At 72.0% G+C, this 15942-nt stretch carries 9 protein-coding genes; all 9 read right to left on the bottom strand.

The genetic code is table 11. The annotated features are described in order from the left end of the window. Positions 1 to 2: 2 nt before the first annotated feature. Positions 3 to 2531, bottom strand: coding sequence for a catalase (locus tag WMF27_RS10640; RefSeq protein ID WP_437768972.1), 2529 nt, complete (start codon positions 2529 to 2531; stop codon positions 3 to 5). 630 nt (positions 2532 to 3161) lie between these two features. Further along, positions 3162 to 5873, bottom strand: coding sequence for a DUF6519 domain-containing protein (locus WMF27_RS10635; protein WP_437768973.1), 2712 nt, complete (start codon positions 5871 to 5873; stop codon positions 3162 to 3164). A 10-nt stretch (positions 5874 to 5883) separates the two neighbouring features. Next, a complete protein-coding gene (locus WMF27_RS10630; protein WP_437768974.1) occupies positions 5884 to 8049 on the bottom strand; it encodes a phage tail protein in 2166 nt (721 codons plus the stop codon). Then, positions 8046 to 10625: a putative baseplate assembly protein gene (locus WMF27_RS10625; protein WP_437768975.1), complete on the bottom strand. Its 2580-nt coding sequence runs from the start codon at positions 10623 to 10625 to the stop codon at positions 8046 to 8048. The genes WMF27_RS10630 and WMF27_RS10625 overlap by 4 nt, the downstream gene beginning before the upstream one ends. Further along, positions 10622 to 13603 carry a putative baseplate assembly protein gene (locus tag WMF27_RS10620; RefSeq protein WP_437768976.1) on the bottom strand — a complete coding sequence of 994 codons (2982 nt, stop codon included), beginning with the start codon at positions 13601 to 13603 and terminating at the stop codon, positions 10622 to 10624. The genes WMF27_RS10625 and WMF27_RS10620 overlap by 4 nt, the downstream gene beginning before the upstream one ends. Position 13604: 1 nt before the next feature. Continuing rightward, entirely contained in the window at positions 13605 to 13964 is a 360-nt protein-coding gene (locus tag WMF27_RS10615; RefSeq protein ID WP_437768977.1) for a GPW/gp25 family protein, read from the bottom strand. Then, positions 13961 to 14296, bottom strand: coding sequence for a hypothetical protein (locus tag WMF27_RS10610; RefSeq protein WP_437768978.1), 336 nt, complete (start codon positions 14294 to 14296; stop codon positions 13961 to 13963). Before WMF27_RS10610 ends, WMF27_RS10615 begins: the two co-directional genes overlap by 4 nt. Continuing rightward, positions 14296 to 14793 carry a phage baseplate assembly protein V gene (locus WMF27_RS10605; protein WP_437768979.1) on the bottom strand — a complete coding sequence of 166 codons (498 nt, stop codon included), beginning with the start codon at positions 14791 to 14793 and terminating at the stop codon, positions 14296 to 14298. The genes WMF27_RS10610 and WMF27_RS10605 overlap by 1 nt, the downstream gene beginning before the upstream one ends. Beyond that, positions 14790 to 15935, bottom strand: a complete 1146-nt coding sequence (locus tag WMF27_RS10600; protein ID WP_437768980.1) for a hypothetical protein — start codon at positions 15933 to 15935, stop codon at positions 14790 to 14792. Before WMF27_RS10600 ends, WMF27_RS10605 begins: the two co-directional genes overlap by 4 nt. Positions 15936 to 15942 lie beyond the last annotated feature (7 nt).

Here is a 15942-nt window from a genome sequence, read left to right as displayed (position 1 = left end):
GGTCAGACCGCCGGCGGCTCGGTCTGGCGTTGCCACGCGCGGTGCATGGCGATCGCCTTGACGAACGCCGGCGCCGCCGCGGACACCGCGTCGTCCGGCAGGACGAGCAGGCCCGGGTCGGCCCCCGCGGCGGCCGCCGCGGCCCTCACGCCGGCGGCCTCGGCGAGCGGCGCGGCCGACGCTGGCACGAGCAGCGGCTTGCAGTGGCGGTACTGGAGCTGGACGAACTCGACCGCCAGCCCGTCGCGCGCCAGCGCCGCCGCGCCCTTGCCGGGCAGCAGCGCCGCGGCGTCGAAGAGGACGCTCGGGGCCGCCTCGATCGTGACCTCGACCGGCAGCTCGTCGCCCTCGGCGGTGCGCACCACCCCGAGGCGCGCGCCGACGTAGCGGGGCACCGCGCCCGCCAGCAGCAGCGCCTCGTAGAGCGCGCCCGCCTCCGCCCCGCTCACGCCGTCGGCGACGACAAGCGCGACGCGGCGGCCGAGGATGCGGCCGTCGCCCGGCCGGGCGAACAGCGACAGCGCCGGCGACACCGCGACCTCGGGGTCCTTGACGGGCGGCGCCACCATCGAGAGCGGCTCGGGGAGCGGCATGCCGAGGTCGGCCGCGACGCGCGCGGCCAGCCCCTCGTCGACGTTCCGCAGCATCCGGACCATGCGCTCGCGGATGGCCTGCGTCTGCACGCGTGTCAGCTCGAAGCGGAAGGCGCGCGCGATGTGCTCGCGCTCGACGGGCGCCTGGCTCGCCCAGAAGAGGCGCGCCTGCGTGTAATGGTCGGCGAACTTCTCGGGCTTCGCGCGCAGCTTGCTCGGCTCGGTCGCGGCCTGCTGGGCCAGGAGCCGCTCGGCGACCGAGGCGAAGCCGCGCGCGCCGGCCTGGAAGGGACAGCCGCCGGCGAGCGAGTTGGGCTCATAGTTCACGCGGCCGCGGTTGATCGCCTGGCGGTGGAACCCGTCCCGCTGGTTGTTGTGCACCTCGGCGACAGGCGCGTTGATCGGGATCTCGTGGAAGTTCGGCCCGCCGAGGCGCGTGAGCTGCGTGTCGAGGTACGAGAAGTTGCGCCCCTGGAGCAGCGGGTCGTTCGTGAAGTCGATGCCGGGCACGATGTGCTGCGTGCAGAACGCGATCTGCTCCGTCTCGGCGAAGAAGTTGTCGGGGTTGCGGTTCAGGACGAGCCGGCCGACGGTGCGCAGGGGCGCGAGCTCCTCCGGCACGATCTTGGTCGCGTCGAGCACGTCGAAGCTCCACCGCTCGGCCTCGGCCTCCGTGAACGTCTGGATCTGCAAGAGGTACTCGGGGAACGCGCCGCCCTCGATGGCCTCCCAGAGATCGCGACGGTGGAAGTCGGGGTCGGCGCCCGCGATCTTCACCGCCTCGTCCCAGTCGAGCGAGTGCGTGCCGAGCACGGGTGTCCAGTGGAACTTCACGAGCGTCGCCTCGCCGGCCGCGTTGACGAGCCGGAAGGTGTGCACGCCGAAGCCCTGCATCGTCCGGAAGCTGCGCGGGATCGCGCGGTCGCTCATCTGCCACATGACGATGTGCATCGACTCGGGCATGAGCGAGATGAAGTCCCAGAAGGTGTCGTGCGCGCTCGATGCCTGCGGCATCTGGTGGTGCGGCTCGGGTTTGACGGCGTGCACCACGTCCGGGAACTTCATCGCGTCCTGGATGAAGAACACGGGGATGTTGTTGCCGACCAGATCCCAGTTGCCCTCTTCGGTGTAGAACTTCACGGCGAAGCCGCGCACGTCGCGCACCGTATCGGCGCTGCCGCGCTCGCCCGCCACGGTCGAGAAGCGCACGAAGACAGGCGTCCGCTTGCCGACCTTGGCGAAGGGCGCGGCCTTGGTGAGCGCGGTGATGTCCTCGGTGCACTCGAAATAGCCGTGCGCGCCCGAGCCGCGCGCGTGCACGACGCGCTCGGGGATGCGCTCGTGGTCGAAGTGCGTGATCTTCTCGCGCAGGATGAAGTCCTCGAGCAGCGTGGGGCCGCGCAGCCCCGCGCGCAGCGAGTTCTGGTTGTCCCCGACGGGCACGCCCTGGTTCGTCGTCAGCGCCCGACCGAGCGAGTCGACCCGATGCTTCTGCAGAGGCCCCTGGTTCGGGTTTTCGCCCGGCGCCGCCTTGGCGCCGTTCTTCTCGGACTCGTTGCTCTCGGTGATCGTGCTCGCGGTCGCGTCGAGGTTCTCGGGCTTCGCCGTGGCACCTTGCGGCGGCTGTGGCATTTTGCCGCGTAGCGCGTACTCCGCGCCTTTGTTCACGTTCTCGGGGATCGCAGCGACGAGCGCTTCCGTGGCGTCGACCTTCGCGTCGAGGCGGTCGGCTGCCGCCACGTGGCGCACCCGGGCGTCCTCGCTGCTCGTCCCGCTGCCGAGCGCGGTCGCCGCGCGCTCGAGGAGGCTGCGTTTCGTCCGTGCCGCCCGCGGCTTCGCCGACGGGCCGCCCATCGATTGCTTCGCGCTGCCCGCGCCCTTCTCGGTCGGCGCCGGCTCTCTGGACGACGGCTTCGCGGGGTCTTTGCGATCGGTCATGACATGTCCTCCGGGAAGCCGGTGTTCCAGCAAAGGACGCACCAGCACGCGAGCTTCAGGCAAGCGCGGGCGACCGACGCGCGGCCGAGCCCGTTGAGGCGCATCGGTCGGCCCGCCGCGTCCGCGTCTTGGCAGGGCGGCAGCCGGGCGATCGGACGGCCTCCCTCTCGGCCCTTGCACGGCTCTGGTCCATTGCAGTAGAATGGACCTCCTGAGACGGAGTCTGAGAGCGGAGATAGTGGAGCGAGCCGGTGTGGATAGGCCGGCGGACAAGACGACGACCAATCGAAGGCAAGCGAACGGCATCTTTTAGCGACGTCGAAAGCCGAGGGTTACGTAGTTCGATCGGTTCACCTTGTGCTAGGCGCACGCGTCATAGCAAGAGTCACTGCACCGGACGCGAACGACAGGACTTTTGGTCAAAGCCGAAGCGGAGAGTTTAGTAGCAACCGCACCAGAAAAGCGCCCGCGAGGTTTACGTGCCAGCCTGGCCTCGGAAAGCGGGTGAGCAGCAAGCTCGGAGCCGGTGCTGGCCAATCACGGCTCCGAGCTTTTTTTTTCAGCTCGCCCCGCAAACGAGCTCGGTGAGGGCGAAGCAGGCGATTTCGCCCCCTCTCACCGGTCTTCACGCTACCTGACGTTGCGCAAGCGCTCGTCGATAGCGTCCCTGATGACGGGAAAGCGCTCGTCTCTAGACCCCCTGATGCCGAACACGAGCTCGTGAACCGCGGTGCTGTTCGTCGGGGAGAGGCCGGGGAGCCAGCGCGGGACGACGGTCACACGCAACGGCACGACCTGCCTGCCAGGGAGCAGCGCTGCCAGACCGCTCCGCGCCTCGCTCGAGAGCGTCCACTCCCAGCGGCCACTTTCGCCCCTCGCGAAGTTCCCCATGACGTAGACGACGGGCGCGAGCCCTTTGACGTTCGAGCCCAGGCTTTCCTGCGGCAGCTCGGCATAGACGCGCACGCCCGAATGCAGCGATATGTCGTCGCCCCCCGGGGGAATGAGATCTTTCCGGAAAACCAGCGCGGCCAGCTGCGCCAGCTCGACGATGGTCCGCGGCTCGACCGGCTTGAGCGAGCCGTCGACCGTGCTGCGCCAGTCGAGCCCGACGAAGGGGTCGAACGCGTTCGTGCTCGCGGCGAGCGCTTCGACACGTACGGCCAGCGCGTCGATCGCGGCCTGCACGCGCCAGTTTTGCGCTCCTTGGAGCTGGGCGGCGAGCCACGGCACCAGAGGCTCCCACGTGATCTCGCGCGCCACGTCCAGCTGCGCGAGGAACAGGGCTGTCTGCGCGGTGGGGTTGTTGGCCCCGTCGAGCAGGCGCGCCTCGACGCGCTGGGTGGGGAGCGAGAGGAGCTCGCCGAGCTGCCACTGCACCTGCGCGACGCCGCTCGAGTCCGTCCGCGTCCGCACCGTGTGGTAGACGTTGCCGTTGGGCCACCTCTCGCCGGACACGAAATGGGGGCTCGAGTCATGGACGTTGCCCCCCTGGGCCTCGTTGAGCGGCGTCCCGTCGAAGATGCGGTTGAGCACCGAGAACTCGACCACGGCGTTCTGAACGGGCCGCTGGCCGTCGTCGACGCGAACGCGGAGCGCGACCTCGAGGGTCTCACCCGGTCGGCCGCTTTGCCCGTTGCCCCCGGTCATGTGCAGGTTGAAGTGATCGAGCGTCTGCGCGACGAACGTGACCGCGGCGCCCACAGGTGTACCGGCCGGACCGATGCGCGCGACCTCCACCGTCTGGGCCTGCGCCGGCTCCCACGTGGTCTCCGCGAGCCGCGGGCTCGGACCTGCGCCGAGCCGGAAGTACACGCGCGCCTCGCCGTTGCTGTCGGTCACGACATCGATCTGCGTGACCGGCGATGGCGCCGTCGGGGCGGCCGTGCTGATCCTGCCCGCGCCCGTGACGACACGGAATCGCAGCGTGGCATTGGGCACGGGCGCGCTACCGCGGGTGAGCACCGCGGTGAGCGGCGCCGGCAGCCACTCGCCGCTGCGGCCGTGCTGGCCGTCCCCACCCTCGATATCGAGGCTCCAGATCGAGGTCAGCGGCGGGAACAGCTTGCGGCAGTCGCCGCGGAATGACCAGGTGCCGCCGCTGCGATCGAGCAGGGCGAGCCCCACGCGGTGGCGCGCCGGCCCCTTGGACTTCACCACCGCGAAGTCCGGCGCCGTGAACGGCCAGTCGAGCTGCTGGCCCGTGCCCGGGAGCACGGCGGTGCGCGCCGGGATCAGCCAGGTGTCGCCGGTGCGGTAACGAGCACCGGTGTCGAAGCGCACCTGGAGCCCGTCCTCGATCGCGACGAAGCTGCCGCTGATCGCGACCACTTCGGCGCCGTCCCAGCGGCGGACCACCACCCGGCTCCCGCCGAGCACGGCCTGGAGCGCGGCGACCGTGGCGCCGCCGAGCAATGTGAGCTGCAGGGCGTCGGACCTCACGTCGTCCACACGGGCCAGGATGCCGGGCTCGCCGCGCAGCACGGCCGCCTCGTTGCGGATCTCGACGGAGCAGCCGATGTCGAAGCCAGCGGCGCCGCCGGGGCCGAGCCGATCGACCTGCAGAACGACCGGCGATAAGGAGGTGAGCGCCACGGCCGAGGCGACGATCGCGCCGTTGTCCCGGCTCCACTTGAACGTCGGGGTCTGCGAGATGAGCGAGCCGTCCGCGGCGATGTTCCCGGCGTGGATCTCGATCCGGTAGAGCTGGTTTTCCAGGCCGCGAAAGGCCGCGGCCTCGGACACGACGCAGGGCCCGCTCACCGTGCCCGGCTCGAGGCGCGGCTGGAGCGTGCCATTGTAGAGCTGGGCCAGGACCTCCAGCGCCGCAGCGGCCGACGCGCAGGTGCCCGTGTTGACGTCGCCCACCCGCAGCCACCGGACCTGCCACACCGCTTGTTCGCGCAGCGTCGTGTCCGGGCCGCCGAGGGCAACCTCGCGGATGGACGGCTCCTCGACGGCGGTGAGCGGTCGCTCCCACACCTCGAGGTACGCGAGCCATGCGCCGTCCTGCGCGGGCAGCGGGTTCGCGCCCGGGAGGAACGGCTGCGCGGCGCCGAGCTGGAACGCCGTGCGGTTTCGCACGCGGATGCCGTTCACGAGGTAGAGCCCAGCGCCGAGCTGGGGAACGCCGGCGCCGGTCAGCGTGACGGCGAAGCCCGCGTCGTCGGCCGGCGCCCCCGAGCCGCCCACGAGGCAGGCGCGGCCTTCGCGTGTGTCGTGGAGCTGGAGGTCGACCTGCTCGTTGTGGTCGGCGTCCAGCGTCACGCGCCCCTGCTGGGCGCGGACTGCCGTGAAGTTGTCGTCGGGGTCGAACGTGGAGCGGGTCAGATCGCCGTTCATGGCTGTGGCCTCACACGAGGAAGAAAATGCCCGGCTCCAGGCCGAAGCGAAGGAACTGAGGGAGAGCGTTGCGGAGGTTGGCGAGGCGGATCCCGTGCTGCAGGTGGTTCCACGAGCCGGGCTCGCCGCCGTCCTCCGCGGCGCCCCGGAGCTCGGGCGGGGCCTCCGGAGCGAGCAGCAAGAAGCCGGGCGCCATCGGGTCGGCGCTGACGAAGCGCGGGCGGACGCGGAGGGGGACCAGCGCGGCCGCGGCCGCGCCTCCGACCTGGAGGGCTTCTTCCAGGGCGAGGTCGGGCTGGCACCGGAACCGCCGCGGCGTCCGGCTGTCGAGCGGCACGTAGCAGAAGCGCAGGCAGCCCTCCTGGTGCTGCTCCACCGTCACCGCACCGGCGAAGATCGAGCTCGATGCGCCGAGCGCGCCGAGCTCGCAACCGCCGAGCACGGTGGACCCATCCGCTGTCATCGCGGTCTCGGGCGCGTGCACCTGGCCCACCACCGCGGTGTCGATCAGGTGGATCCCGCCGATCGCGCCGGCCGCCTCGATGCCGCCGACGATCGCGCGGGACGCGTGAACCTCCAGCGCGGCGTTGTCGGCGTCGGCGGTGACCACGTCGATCGCGCTCGCGCCGAGCACCGTGGCCGACACGAGGCGCAGCCCCTGGAGCGAGCCAGCCAGGGCGACCACGCGGCCGGTCACGACGAGGCCGCTGACGAGGAGCTCGCCGCGGTTCGCGGCGGCGGTGCCGGCGCCGTGGACGCGGAGATCGCCGACCACGACCGGCCGCACCGAGTCCGCCGCGAGCTGCCCCTTCTGGCGCCCAGGCGGAGCGCCGTCCGGCGGATCGGGCCAGGTCGCCCCGAGGATGCCGAGCACGGCGCCGGACGGCATCTCGACGGCGGTGGCCGGGGCCGCGTGCGTGCGGCTGTCCCCGACGAGGATCAGGCCCAGCGCGCGGCTCCGGGCCTCGTCGCTCGGGAGACCGGCGACGAAGCTATTCCAGCGCTGGATCGCCTCGTCGAGCGTGGCGACGATGTCCGTGCCGGTGCGGTCGCGCAGCACGAGGATCTGGAAGGCGACCGTGCGGCTCTCGGGCGTCCCGGTCCAGCGCCCGAGCCACTCCTGCACGAGCGCGCCGCGATCCCAGGGTCCGGCGCCGAGGTCGCCGGAGGTCGCGATGAAGTGCCCGGTCGTGACCTCGACGCCGCTCAAGCCGGCCGTGAAATCGGCGCCGAGCACGAAGCGGCCGATCTGCGGATCGACCTCGACACGATCGTGGGCGGGCGCGGCGGGCACCGACGCGATCGCCGACAGGTCGCAGATGTCGACCTTGTCCGGGGCCACCCTCCGGACGACGGCGGCATTGCTCCCGTCGCGGCCGTGGACCTCGATCCAGAACGGCCAGACCATGTCCGCCCCCAGGGCGCGCGCCTGCGCCCAGAGCCGCCGCCTGGACAGCGCGAGAGGCACCGAGGCCTCGGTCGCGATCGCCGTGGGATCGGCCTCGGTCTCGAGCGCGGCGTAGAGCGGTCGATCTTCGCCGAGGGGGCTGAATCGGTAGGCCGCCTGGCCGGCGAGCGACATGGGCGCCGCGGTCACGCCCGCGAGCGGCCAGATGCGCGTGCGCCACAGGAACAACCCGACGTTGGGCAGGTTGTGCGTGCCGCGACCCGACGCGATCCGGCGCACCTCGACGGAGCGCGTCGCCTCCTCGAAGGGGCCGCCGAGGCGCTCCAGCGCGATCGTGCTCCGGATGTCCAGCGTCGCGGGGCGCCCGGTCGGGTGGTTGATCGACTCGTCCCACGTCATGCGGGTGAAGAACTCGACGACGCGCGCCGGGTAGTTCGTGAGATCGCGGGCGAGCAGCTCCAGCATCGCCGCGGTGCCCTTGCGCCTCCGGTAGCCGATCGTGTTGGCCACGAAGGCCCTTCGGCTGAACGCGATCGCGCGCACGTCGCGCGCGACCGGGAGGCCGAGCGCGTCGCCGATGTAAGGGACCAGCGACTCCTCGGCGGTCTCGATGAACGCGTTGTCCCAGGCGGTCTCGATGTCGGCCTGGACCGCCTGGAGCTGCTCGTCGACGATGGCGAGCAGCGCGCGCAGCGGACCGCCGAGCTCGGCGTCGCGGCGGCGGTAGACCGCGGGGAGCTGCGCGTAGAGGGTCTCGCGGACGCTCATGACTCGGACATCCTCCTCAGGACGACGTCGGAGGCGGCCGTGGACACGAGCAGGAGCTCCGCGATCTGCCGCGTGCCGCCGCTGGTCTGGGGCCCGAGCGCTTCGAGGAGAAGGTCGGGAGGGGCCGCCTGCGTCGGATCGTCGACGCGGTATATCCTGTCGAGATCCACGGCGCGCACGCCCTCCACCGACGCGAGGACGCGGAGGACCTCGGCGGGCGTCACGCCCTGCCCGAACGCGCGGCTCGCGAAGTCGAAGCGCGACAGCAGCGCGGCGCGCGCCGCCGCGTCGACGTCCTCCCAGCGATAGGCGGGCTCGATCAGGAGCCGGGCGTCCACGCCGAACCACCTCGCGCCGTAGCTGTCGATCACGACGCGGTGCATGGGGTCCTGGTAGTTGCGCAGCGAGCGCTCCAGATCGACGACCACGGGATCGGTCGGGGCCAGGGGCTTGCCGCTCGCGCTCGCGACGGTGAGGTGGACCAGGCGGCGCTGCCCGGCCCAGATGCCGACCGCGAGCGCCTTGCCGATGCCGGCGAACGTCCGCGCGTAGTCCTCGTAGTCCTGGATCGAGACCAGGCGATCGAGCGTGAGCACGGTGGTCGGCGCGTTCCGCCGGATCTCGTCCGGAGCCTCGGGATCCGCGCCGCCCGAGAACGCGGTCGGGTTCATGGCGCCGTCGATCCCCGCCGGCTTGCGCGTGAGCAAGGAGGCGCGCCCCTGCTCGACCTCCCCCGAGAGGCCGAGCCCCGTGCGGTACGAGGCGACGACGTTCTCCACGCCGCCGGGGAGGCGCGCGCCCGTGATCCCATCGCCGAACTCCACCACGGTCGTCCCGTCCGACGCGTGGCGGAGCGCGTACACGAGCGCGTCCGGCGCCTGGCCGTACAGGTACGGCGCGCGGGTCCACGCCACGCCGCCGACGCGCACGGTGAGCGCCGGCTCCGCGCCGCTCGGATCCGCAGGCGAGGACACGTGCGTGAGCGGCTTGCCCCTGAGCAGGAAGCGCTGGAGCGGCTGCGCCGCGTTGCCGCTGCCCAGCACCTCGCTCGGCGCCGTCTGACCGTGCGTGGCCCGCGCCACGTTGGCGTTCAGCACCACGTCGTCCCGCAGGTACGAGGCGGCGAGCGGCGGGTCCAGCGTGAGCGTCGTCACGCCGCCCGTCGTGCTCGCGGCGACGATCTTCACGACCTCGCCGCGCGGGCTGCCGGTCGAGGCGTCTCGGCCGTACACGGCGAGCATTCTCCCCTCGAGCCCCGCGAACGCGCCGTTCAGCGTGACCGTCGAGCCCGTGACCGGGCTCGTGTCGGGCTCACCGACCCGAACGAACGTGTCGGGCTCGCACCACACCGCGGTCGCGCGGCGCTCGAACTCGCCGAGGCGCTCGCCCTCGAGCTTGAGCCGCGTGACCTTCGCCGTGAGCGTGAAATCCACGCGCGCCCTCGGGCCTGCCCGGACCACGCGATACGCCTCGACGTTGTACGGGTCGGCGAGCACCACCCAGCTCCCGGGCAGGACGCCCGTGTACTCGCGGTCGAGGTCGACGAAGCCGTTTGCCACGATCGGCTCCTCGGACAGCGCGAACTTGGGCCACTCCGTCACAGGCCATGGCGCGCCCGTGTCGGGCCTCGTGCGGCTGAGCAGGCGCGTACGGCCGTCCACGCCCGGGCTGGGCACGCCGGCCATGGTGCCGCCCGCGCTCCACCACGCCGTGAGCTGCGTCTGGTCCGACTGGGTCTTCCAGTCCGGCGCGTTGTACCCGAAGAGGGAGGCGCGGTTGCGGAAGATCAACACCGCGAGCACCTGCTCGGGAGGAGGTGTCCTCGCGTCCCCGAGATTGCGCTCGAACACGAGCTTCGTCTGGTCGTGCGCGGTGTCGACCTCGGTCGAGGTGATGCGCCGGAATTCCCACCGCTCGCTCCCCGGGGTCGCGTTCCGATCGGCGCCGTAGAGCAGCACGCCGTCCCCGCGTTGCGCGCGCGTGGCCACGCCCGAGACCCAGACCCAGCGGTCCTCCCTGGTGAGCGGCGCGAGCGGCTTCCGCTTCGTGACGGGCAGCGCGTTGTGCGCCGCGAGCGCCTCGATGGCCTCGCTCGTCTCGAAGATCGGCGGCGGCGCGTTGCCTTCGGGGAGGGCCATCACCGCAGTGCCAGCCGGCACGATCACGGGCCCGGTCGAGAGCGACGACGCCGTGAACGAGAGGTAGCCCGACGCAGCCACGCCCGGGCTGGGCTCGTACCCGAGCGCGCGCGCGATCTGCACCAGCGACACGCGCTCCATCGCGGTGCCGATGAACACCTCGTTGAGGTGGCGTTCCTGATAGAACGTCAGCACGTCGAGCGCGCACGCGGTGGCGTCGAGGAGCGCGATGGTCGGCTCGGACGCGTCGCGCGCGGTGAGCGCCTGGAGAGGCCGCGCGCCGTCCCCTCGATCGGGCGGCACGGTCTGGAGCGGCAACCTGGCCACCATCGCCGCGCGGAACGTCGCCCACGTGCCGGTGCGGTAGCGCAGGGTCGGCTGCCCGGGCGGGTTGTCGCGCTCGGGCTTCGTCGGCTCGCAGCATCCGGTCGCGCTCATGCTCCGCCCTCCACGTTGAAGTGGATCCGACCGCGCTCGGGCGCGCTCGGGTTCGACTCGCACTGGATGATCTCGAGCGCCCCCACGCGGAGCACGCCGGAGGCGAGCTCGTCGTGCCCGGCGGTCGACCAGCGGCGGAAATGGTTCGCCGGGTTCTCGGGTCGCGCGTCGACCCACCGCACGCCCGGCACGGCCATCGCCGTCGCGACGATCTGGCTCAGGTACACGCTCTGCCCGAAGGTGAAGTTGTCCGGATGAAAGAAGGCGCGCGTGCCGTCGGGCAAGAGGCCCGTGCCGAACGCCCGCTGCAGCGCGCTCGCCACGGCCTCGGGCCAGGCATCGCGCTCGACGCAGATCGCGAGCACGATATCGAGCGGTACGTACTCGGGCCCTCGGACCTCCAGGGCGTACCCGGCCATCCGATACCGCTCGAGGAACGCGGTGATCTCCGCCACGAACTCGGCGTTGACCGGACGGCCCTCGACGCGATCGATGTGCACGCGCACCGTGTGCCACGACCCCGTCCACACGATCCGCGCGACCGCGCGCTGCACCTCGCGGTGTCGGCTCGCGACCTCGGCCCAGTCGGCCAGGGTCACCGCGCGCTCCTGCGTCCGGAACGCGTACGGCGCAGACTTCCGCACCACGTCCAGCGGCTCCGGATCGACGCCGCCCACGGCCGGCAGCGGGTTGCGCACCGCCACGAGCTCCGAGGCCGGGAGCTTCGTCGACAGGAGGTGGGCGATGGCGCCGGCGCCGACATTGCCGAGCACGCCGTTCCCCGTGCGGTACTGCGCCTTGAACGCGGCGTCAGCGCCGGGCCTCCGGCCCGTGGTGTCATCGCCGAAGCGGATCCACGCGCGGCCGCTCGACTCCATCTCCACCCAGAACTCCGCGGCGGAGCGATCCGAGGCCAGGAGGTCGCGCTGGGGTGTCCAGGTCACGCTGTCGTCCCCGAGCAGCGTCGCGGCGGGCAGCGCCTGCTGCGGCGCCTGGCGCACGACCTGGCTCGCGGACCACGTCGTGGTTTGCCAGGCGGGCGCGGTGGTATCGTCCCAGATCGGCGGCGCGGTCGCGAAGGTCAGGCCCGTGCGGCCGAGCGACGCCCCCAGCCGGCCGCGGCCGCCCCACGGCGTCACCGCCAGGTCCTCGGTGAACGGCCGGCCATGATCCACGAGCGTGAGGTTGCCGCGCGCGACAGCGAGCGGACGCCCGTCTTGCAGCACCGGAAGATCGAACGGCAGCGCGTCCTCGGCGAGCCACTCCACGTCGAGCACGTCCTTCGCGAGGAGCGGATCCGTCGTCTGCTTCGGCTCCTTCGAGAGCCGGACGACGTGGCGCAGGGCAGGGTCCGCGTCCTCCGCCGCCCGGGTAGCGGCGCTCGCTGTCGCCTCCAGGAGCAGGAGATCGCCCTTCTTGAGCTTCAGCGCACGGCCGGTGTCCAGGAGCGTGCAGCGGGTCGTGCCCCGGGGCAGGCACAGGTCGCCCTCGCCCCAGGCGTAGATCGCGATCTCGTTGTGCGCCTCAAGGAGCCTCCCGAGCGGCAGGAGCGCGCGGAACACCTGCGACTCCGGCGGCAGCGTCGTCGTCTCGAGCGTGTCCGGCGGCAGGAGGGCGCTCGCGCCGAGGAGGCGTGTGAGGAAGAGATCGCCGGCCGCGACCACATCCGCGCGGTCCACCCCCGCGCTCGCGACGAGGTGCACGAAGGCGCGGGCGTTCACGCCCTCGTGCATCCGGTAATCGAGCAGGCGCGCGTGGCGCCGCACCGAGGGCCGGAGCCGCGCCGTGTGCAGGTACGCCTCGGTCGCGACCGCGTCCTGCGCGTACGCGAGCTGGTCCGCGCGCGCCGCGATCAGATCCACGAGCACGGACCACATGCCGGCTGGGCTCTGCTCGGCGTCCGCCGCGCCGAGCACGGCGAGCCGATCCAGGAGGAGCCGCCGGAAGCCGTTGAAATCGCGGGTCAGGTAGTCGAGGACGGGCGGGGCGGGCAGCTCGGCCGAGCAGGAAGTGTCGGTCCGGCAATCGAGCGGCGACGGGCAATCGACCTTGAAGTTGACGGTGGCGGCGGAGAGCAGGACGTCGAAGAGGGGGTCGCCGGACACGCGCAGCGTGTAGAGCGAGAAGTCGCCGCGCTCCTCGGTGCACACGGCGAGCCACACCTCCGCGTCGCCCCGCGCGGCGCGCTCCGCGGCGAACGCCCCTAGCTGGGCGCGCTCCGCGGCGGTCAGCTCGGGATCGACCACGGCGGCGATGTCCGCGAGCGGCCAGGCCCAGCGCACGTGCACCTCGGGCTGGCGCACGCCGCCGGTGATGGACAGGTTCGACGCGCGCAGGTCGGTCACGCCGAACGCGCTCGCGAAGCGCACGAACACCACACGCTGGCGGAGCCTCTCGGACACGAGCGGGCGCTGATCCGCGACCAGCACGTGGTGGATCGCGTTGAGCCACGCCGCGCGCGCGGCGGCCGAGAAGGGCGGATCCTGCGCGACGTGGAGGGACGCGAGGCGCGCCTCGAATCCGCTCGGCGGGGTCGTGCTCCCCGGGCTCGCCCGGAGATCGACCGACACCGTCGCCGGCAGCGCCGCCTCCGTGTGCACGATCAGCCAGCGCCCGGGCAGCCCCGGTTGCGCGTCGATGGCCGCGGCGAGCGCGCCGAACCAGTCGAGCTCGTCCTGCTGCAGCGCGCCGTCGAGCGCCTGGACCGTCCCGAGGTCCGGGGCCGTCACCATCCAGCGCACGGTGGCGCCCGCGAGGAGCACCTCGGCCTGCGTGAGCGCCGCGACGCCGCGCGGGGTCACGAACCGGAGCAGCGCCACGCGCCCGGCGATGCGCGAGGGCAGGCCGCTCGCGGGGAGCGGGAGATCGGCCGGGTTGCGCGACGGATCCTGGCCCGGGATCACGAGGCGCTCGAGCCCGTTGTCCGGGAGGGAATAACCGGCCTCGAGGGCGCGGCGGCGGCCTTCGAAGGCGCTCATGTCACACCTCGCCCCGGACGACGACCGTGCGCGCCTCGGCGCTCACGCGCACGCGGTACCGGACGGACACGGTCAGCATCGCCTCCTCGGCGGCCACATCGACGCTCTCCACGAGCAGGCGATCGCCCAGCCATGTCTGGAGCGCGCCCTGCACCAGGTGCTGCGTCGTGGCCGCGAGCTGCTCGCCGGCCGGCGCGAACACGAGCTGCCCGACGCCGCTGCCGAGCGTGGGCCGCATGACCCGCTCGCCGGGCGCGACGAACAGGAGCTGCTCGATGAGCTCGCGCACCTCGTCGTCGGCCGAGACGGTGGCCGTGCGGCCGGTCTGGTCGATCCGATAGGGGAACGAGAGCGCCCTCATAACGCCGTCACCCGCGGCGAGACGGCCGCGACGATCGCCGGCCCCTGCGGCGCCTGGGTGGCGGCCTGGCATAGCGAGGAGCTCGACTGCAGCAGGACCGGCGTGCCGCCCGCGCGCACGCGCAGCGAGGGCACGAGCCAGCGCACCTGCACGCAGGGAGACGGCGTGGGCCCCGGGAGCTGGAACGGGCAGCCGCCCACCGTGAACGTGTCCGCCTGCGTGAGCATCGGCTGGCCGCTGAGGGTCACGCGGACCTGCGACGGAACGGCCTGCGCGGGCACGCCGTGCGGACACTGGATCTGCGCGCCCTGGTGCAGCACCGGAGAGCCCATCAGATCACCTCCAGCGCGCCGTTGTTGAGGCTCACGCGGGCCGGATCGAGCTTCACGCTCGCCGCGCCGCAGGAGATCTCGATGCCCTGCGCGTTGAGCACGATCTTCACCGGCACGCCGACGACCGGCGGCCCCACCTCGATCGTGACCCCGCCCGCGCCCGGCAGATCGTCGAGCTTGAGCGTCGCGCCCGCGGTCTTGAGGATCTTCGTGGTCGGCAGGCCGGGCAGCGCCGGCGTGCGCCCGACGTTCCAGAAACCGCCGACCCAGATCGGTTTGTCGCGATTGCCGGCCTCGAACTCGATCCACACGTTGGCGCCGATCGGCGGGACCAACCACAGGCCCTCTCCATCGCCGGCGTAGGGCGCGCACGGCATGGCCCACGCGAGGATGCTCTCGCCGAGCACGGCCGGGCAGCTGATCTGGACGCGGCCGATCTGCATCGGATCGAAGTTGTTGATCACGGTGCCGCGGTATTTGCCGAAGTAAGTGCTCATGGGATGACCGCCGGGACCGTGGCCCCCAGGCCCTCGCGCGAGAGCTGAAAGCTCTGTTTGTATTCGCCACGCTTGATCGAGTGCGAGACGCTCTTGACGTAATACAAGCCATCGAAGCTGTATCCCACGCCTCGGACGCCGACAAGCTGCCGCGCGTAGAGCACCCCGCCGTAACGGGCCGTGTCCAGCTCACCCGACGCCGTGACCGATTTCACCGTGGAGGCCGTGGTCTCGGACGAGGCCTGGAGCAGGGCGCGGACGTAGTTCGCGCGCGCGGTCGCCTCGAGGAACTTGGTCTTCATGATGGGCGCGTTGACGTAGAGCGAAGGCATCGCCGCGAGCGGCGGCGTCAGCAGCGGCACGCCGAACACGGGGAGCGGCGGGACCGTGGCCGCGGGGTTGTCGTCCTGCACCAGCCCGATCACCTGCGTCGATTGCGTGCCGTCATGCTGGAAGGAGATGCTGGTGACGTTGTTCGCCGATCCCATGCCGGTGGTCAGCGCGCGCTGCGGAAGAAACGCCGGGATGCGAGGACCGAAATACGCGATGCTCTGCCCCGGCAAGGGGCCTGGCAGGACGAAGAACACGCAGCTGTGCTGCTGCGCCTTCTGCGTGAGGATGGCCCAGGCGGTGCCCTGCGGGTGCGGCAGCTCGCGCGTCGGATCCGGCGGCACGTCCGTCGGCGGGGGCAGCACCATGGGCGTGAGGCCGAGCGCGGCATAGGGCCCGAGCAACGTGTAGGCGAGCGCTGTGTCGTTGCCCGGGAACGGCATGCGCACCTCGAGCTGATCGAGGAGCACCCCGAGGTCCTCGCCGGTGACCGTGATGGATCCGCTGCCCGGCTTGTCGCCCGGGTTGAGCTGCTGGTGCGTGATGATCCCGTCCATCAGGACCTGCGGGATCGCGTTCACCGTGACGACGAGGACGATGCGCGTCCCGACCTTCACGCGCTGGCTGAGCAGGATCGGATAGTCGAGGAGGCCGGTGACCGCATCGCGGAGCGCGCGGAACACGATCTGGAACGTCGATCGCCCCTCGTCGCTGTGGCTGACGGACACGGTGTCGAGCAACGCGGCGAGATCCGGCGCGGGCAGCGGAACCGCGGGACCGCAGAGCAGCGTCAGGACCGCGCCCGGGAGCATCCCGAAC

Origin of the sequence: Sorangium sp. So ce281, assembly GCF_051527395.1 — a bacterium.
GTDB lineage: Bacteria > Myxococcota_A > Polyangia > Polyangiales > Polyangiaceae > Sorangium > Sorangium cellulosum_B.
This window is presented reverse-complemented; position numbering and strand designations above follow the sequence as displayed.

Bases quoted from the DNA above. Each gene is read 5' to 3' on its own strand.
- WMF27_RS10640 (WP_437768972.1), bottom strand. From the start codon at position 2,531: ATGACCGATCGCAAAGACCCCGCGAAGCCGTCGTCCAGAGAGCCGGCG.
- WMF27_RS10635 (WP_437768973.1), bottom strand. From the start codon at position 5,873: ATGAACGGCGATCTGACCCGCTCCACGTTCGACCCCGACGACAACTTC.
- WMF27_RS10630 (WP_437768974.1), bottom strand. From the start codon at position 8,049: ATGAGCGTCCGCGAGACCCTCTACGCGCAGCTCCCCGCGGTCTACCGC.
- WMF27_RS10625 (WP_437768975.1), bottom strand. From the start codon at position 10,625: ATGAGCGCGACCGGATGCTGCGAGCCGACGAAGCCCGAGCGCGACAAC.
- WMF27_RS10620 (WP_437768976.1), bottom strand. From the start codon at position 13,603: ATGAGCGCCTTCGAAGGCCGCCGCCGCGCCCTCGAGGCCGGTTATTCC.
- WMF27_RS10615 (WP_437768977.1), bottom strand. From the start codon at position 13,964: ATGAGGGCGCTCTCGTTCCCCTATCGGATCGACCAGACCGGCCGCACG.
- WMF27_RS10610 (WP_437768978.1), bottom strand. From the start codon at position 14,296: ATGGGCTCTCCGGTGCTGCACCAGGGCGCGCAGATCCAGTGTCCGCAC.
- WMF27_RS10605 (WP_437768979.1), bottom strand. From the start codon at position 14,793: ATGAGCACTTACTTCGGCAAATACCGCGGCACCGTGATCAACAACTTC.
- WMF27_RS10600 (WP_437768980.1), bottom strand. From the start codon at position 15,935: ATGCTCCCGGGCGCGGTCCTGACGCTGCTCTGCGGTCCCGCGGTTCCG.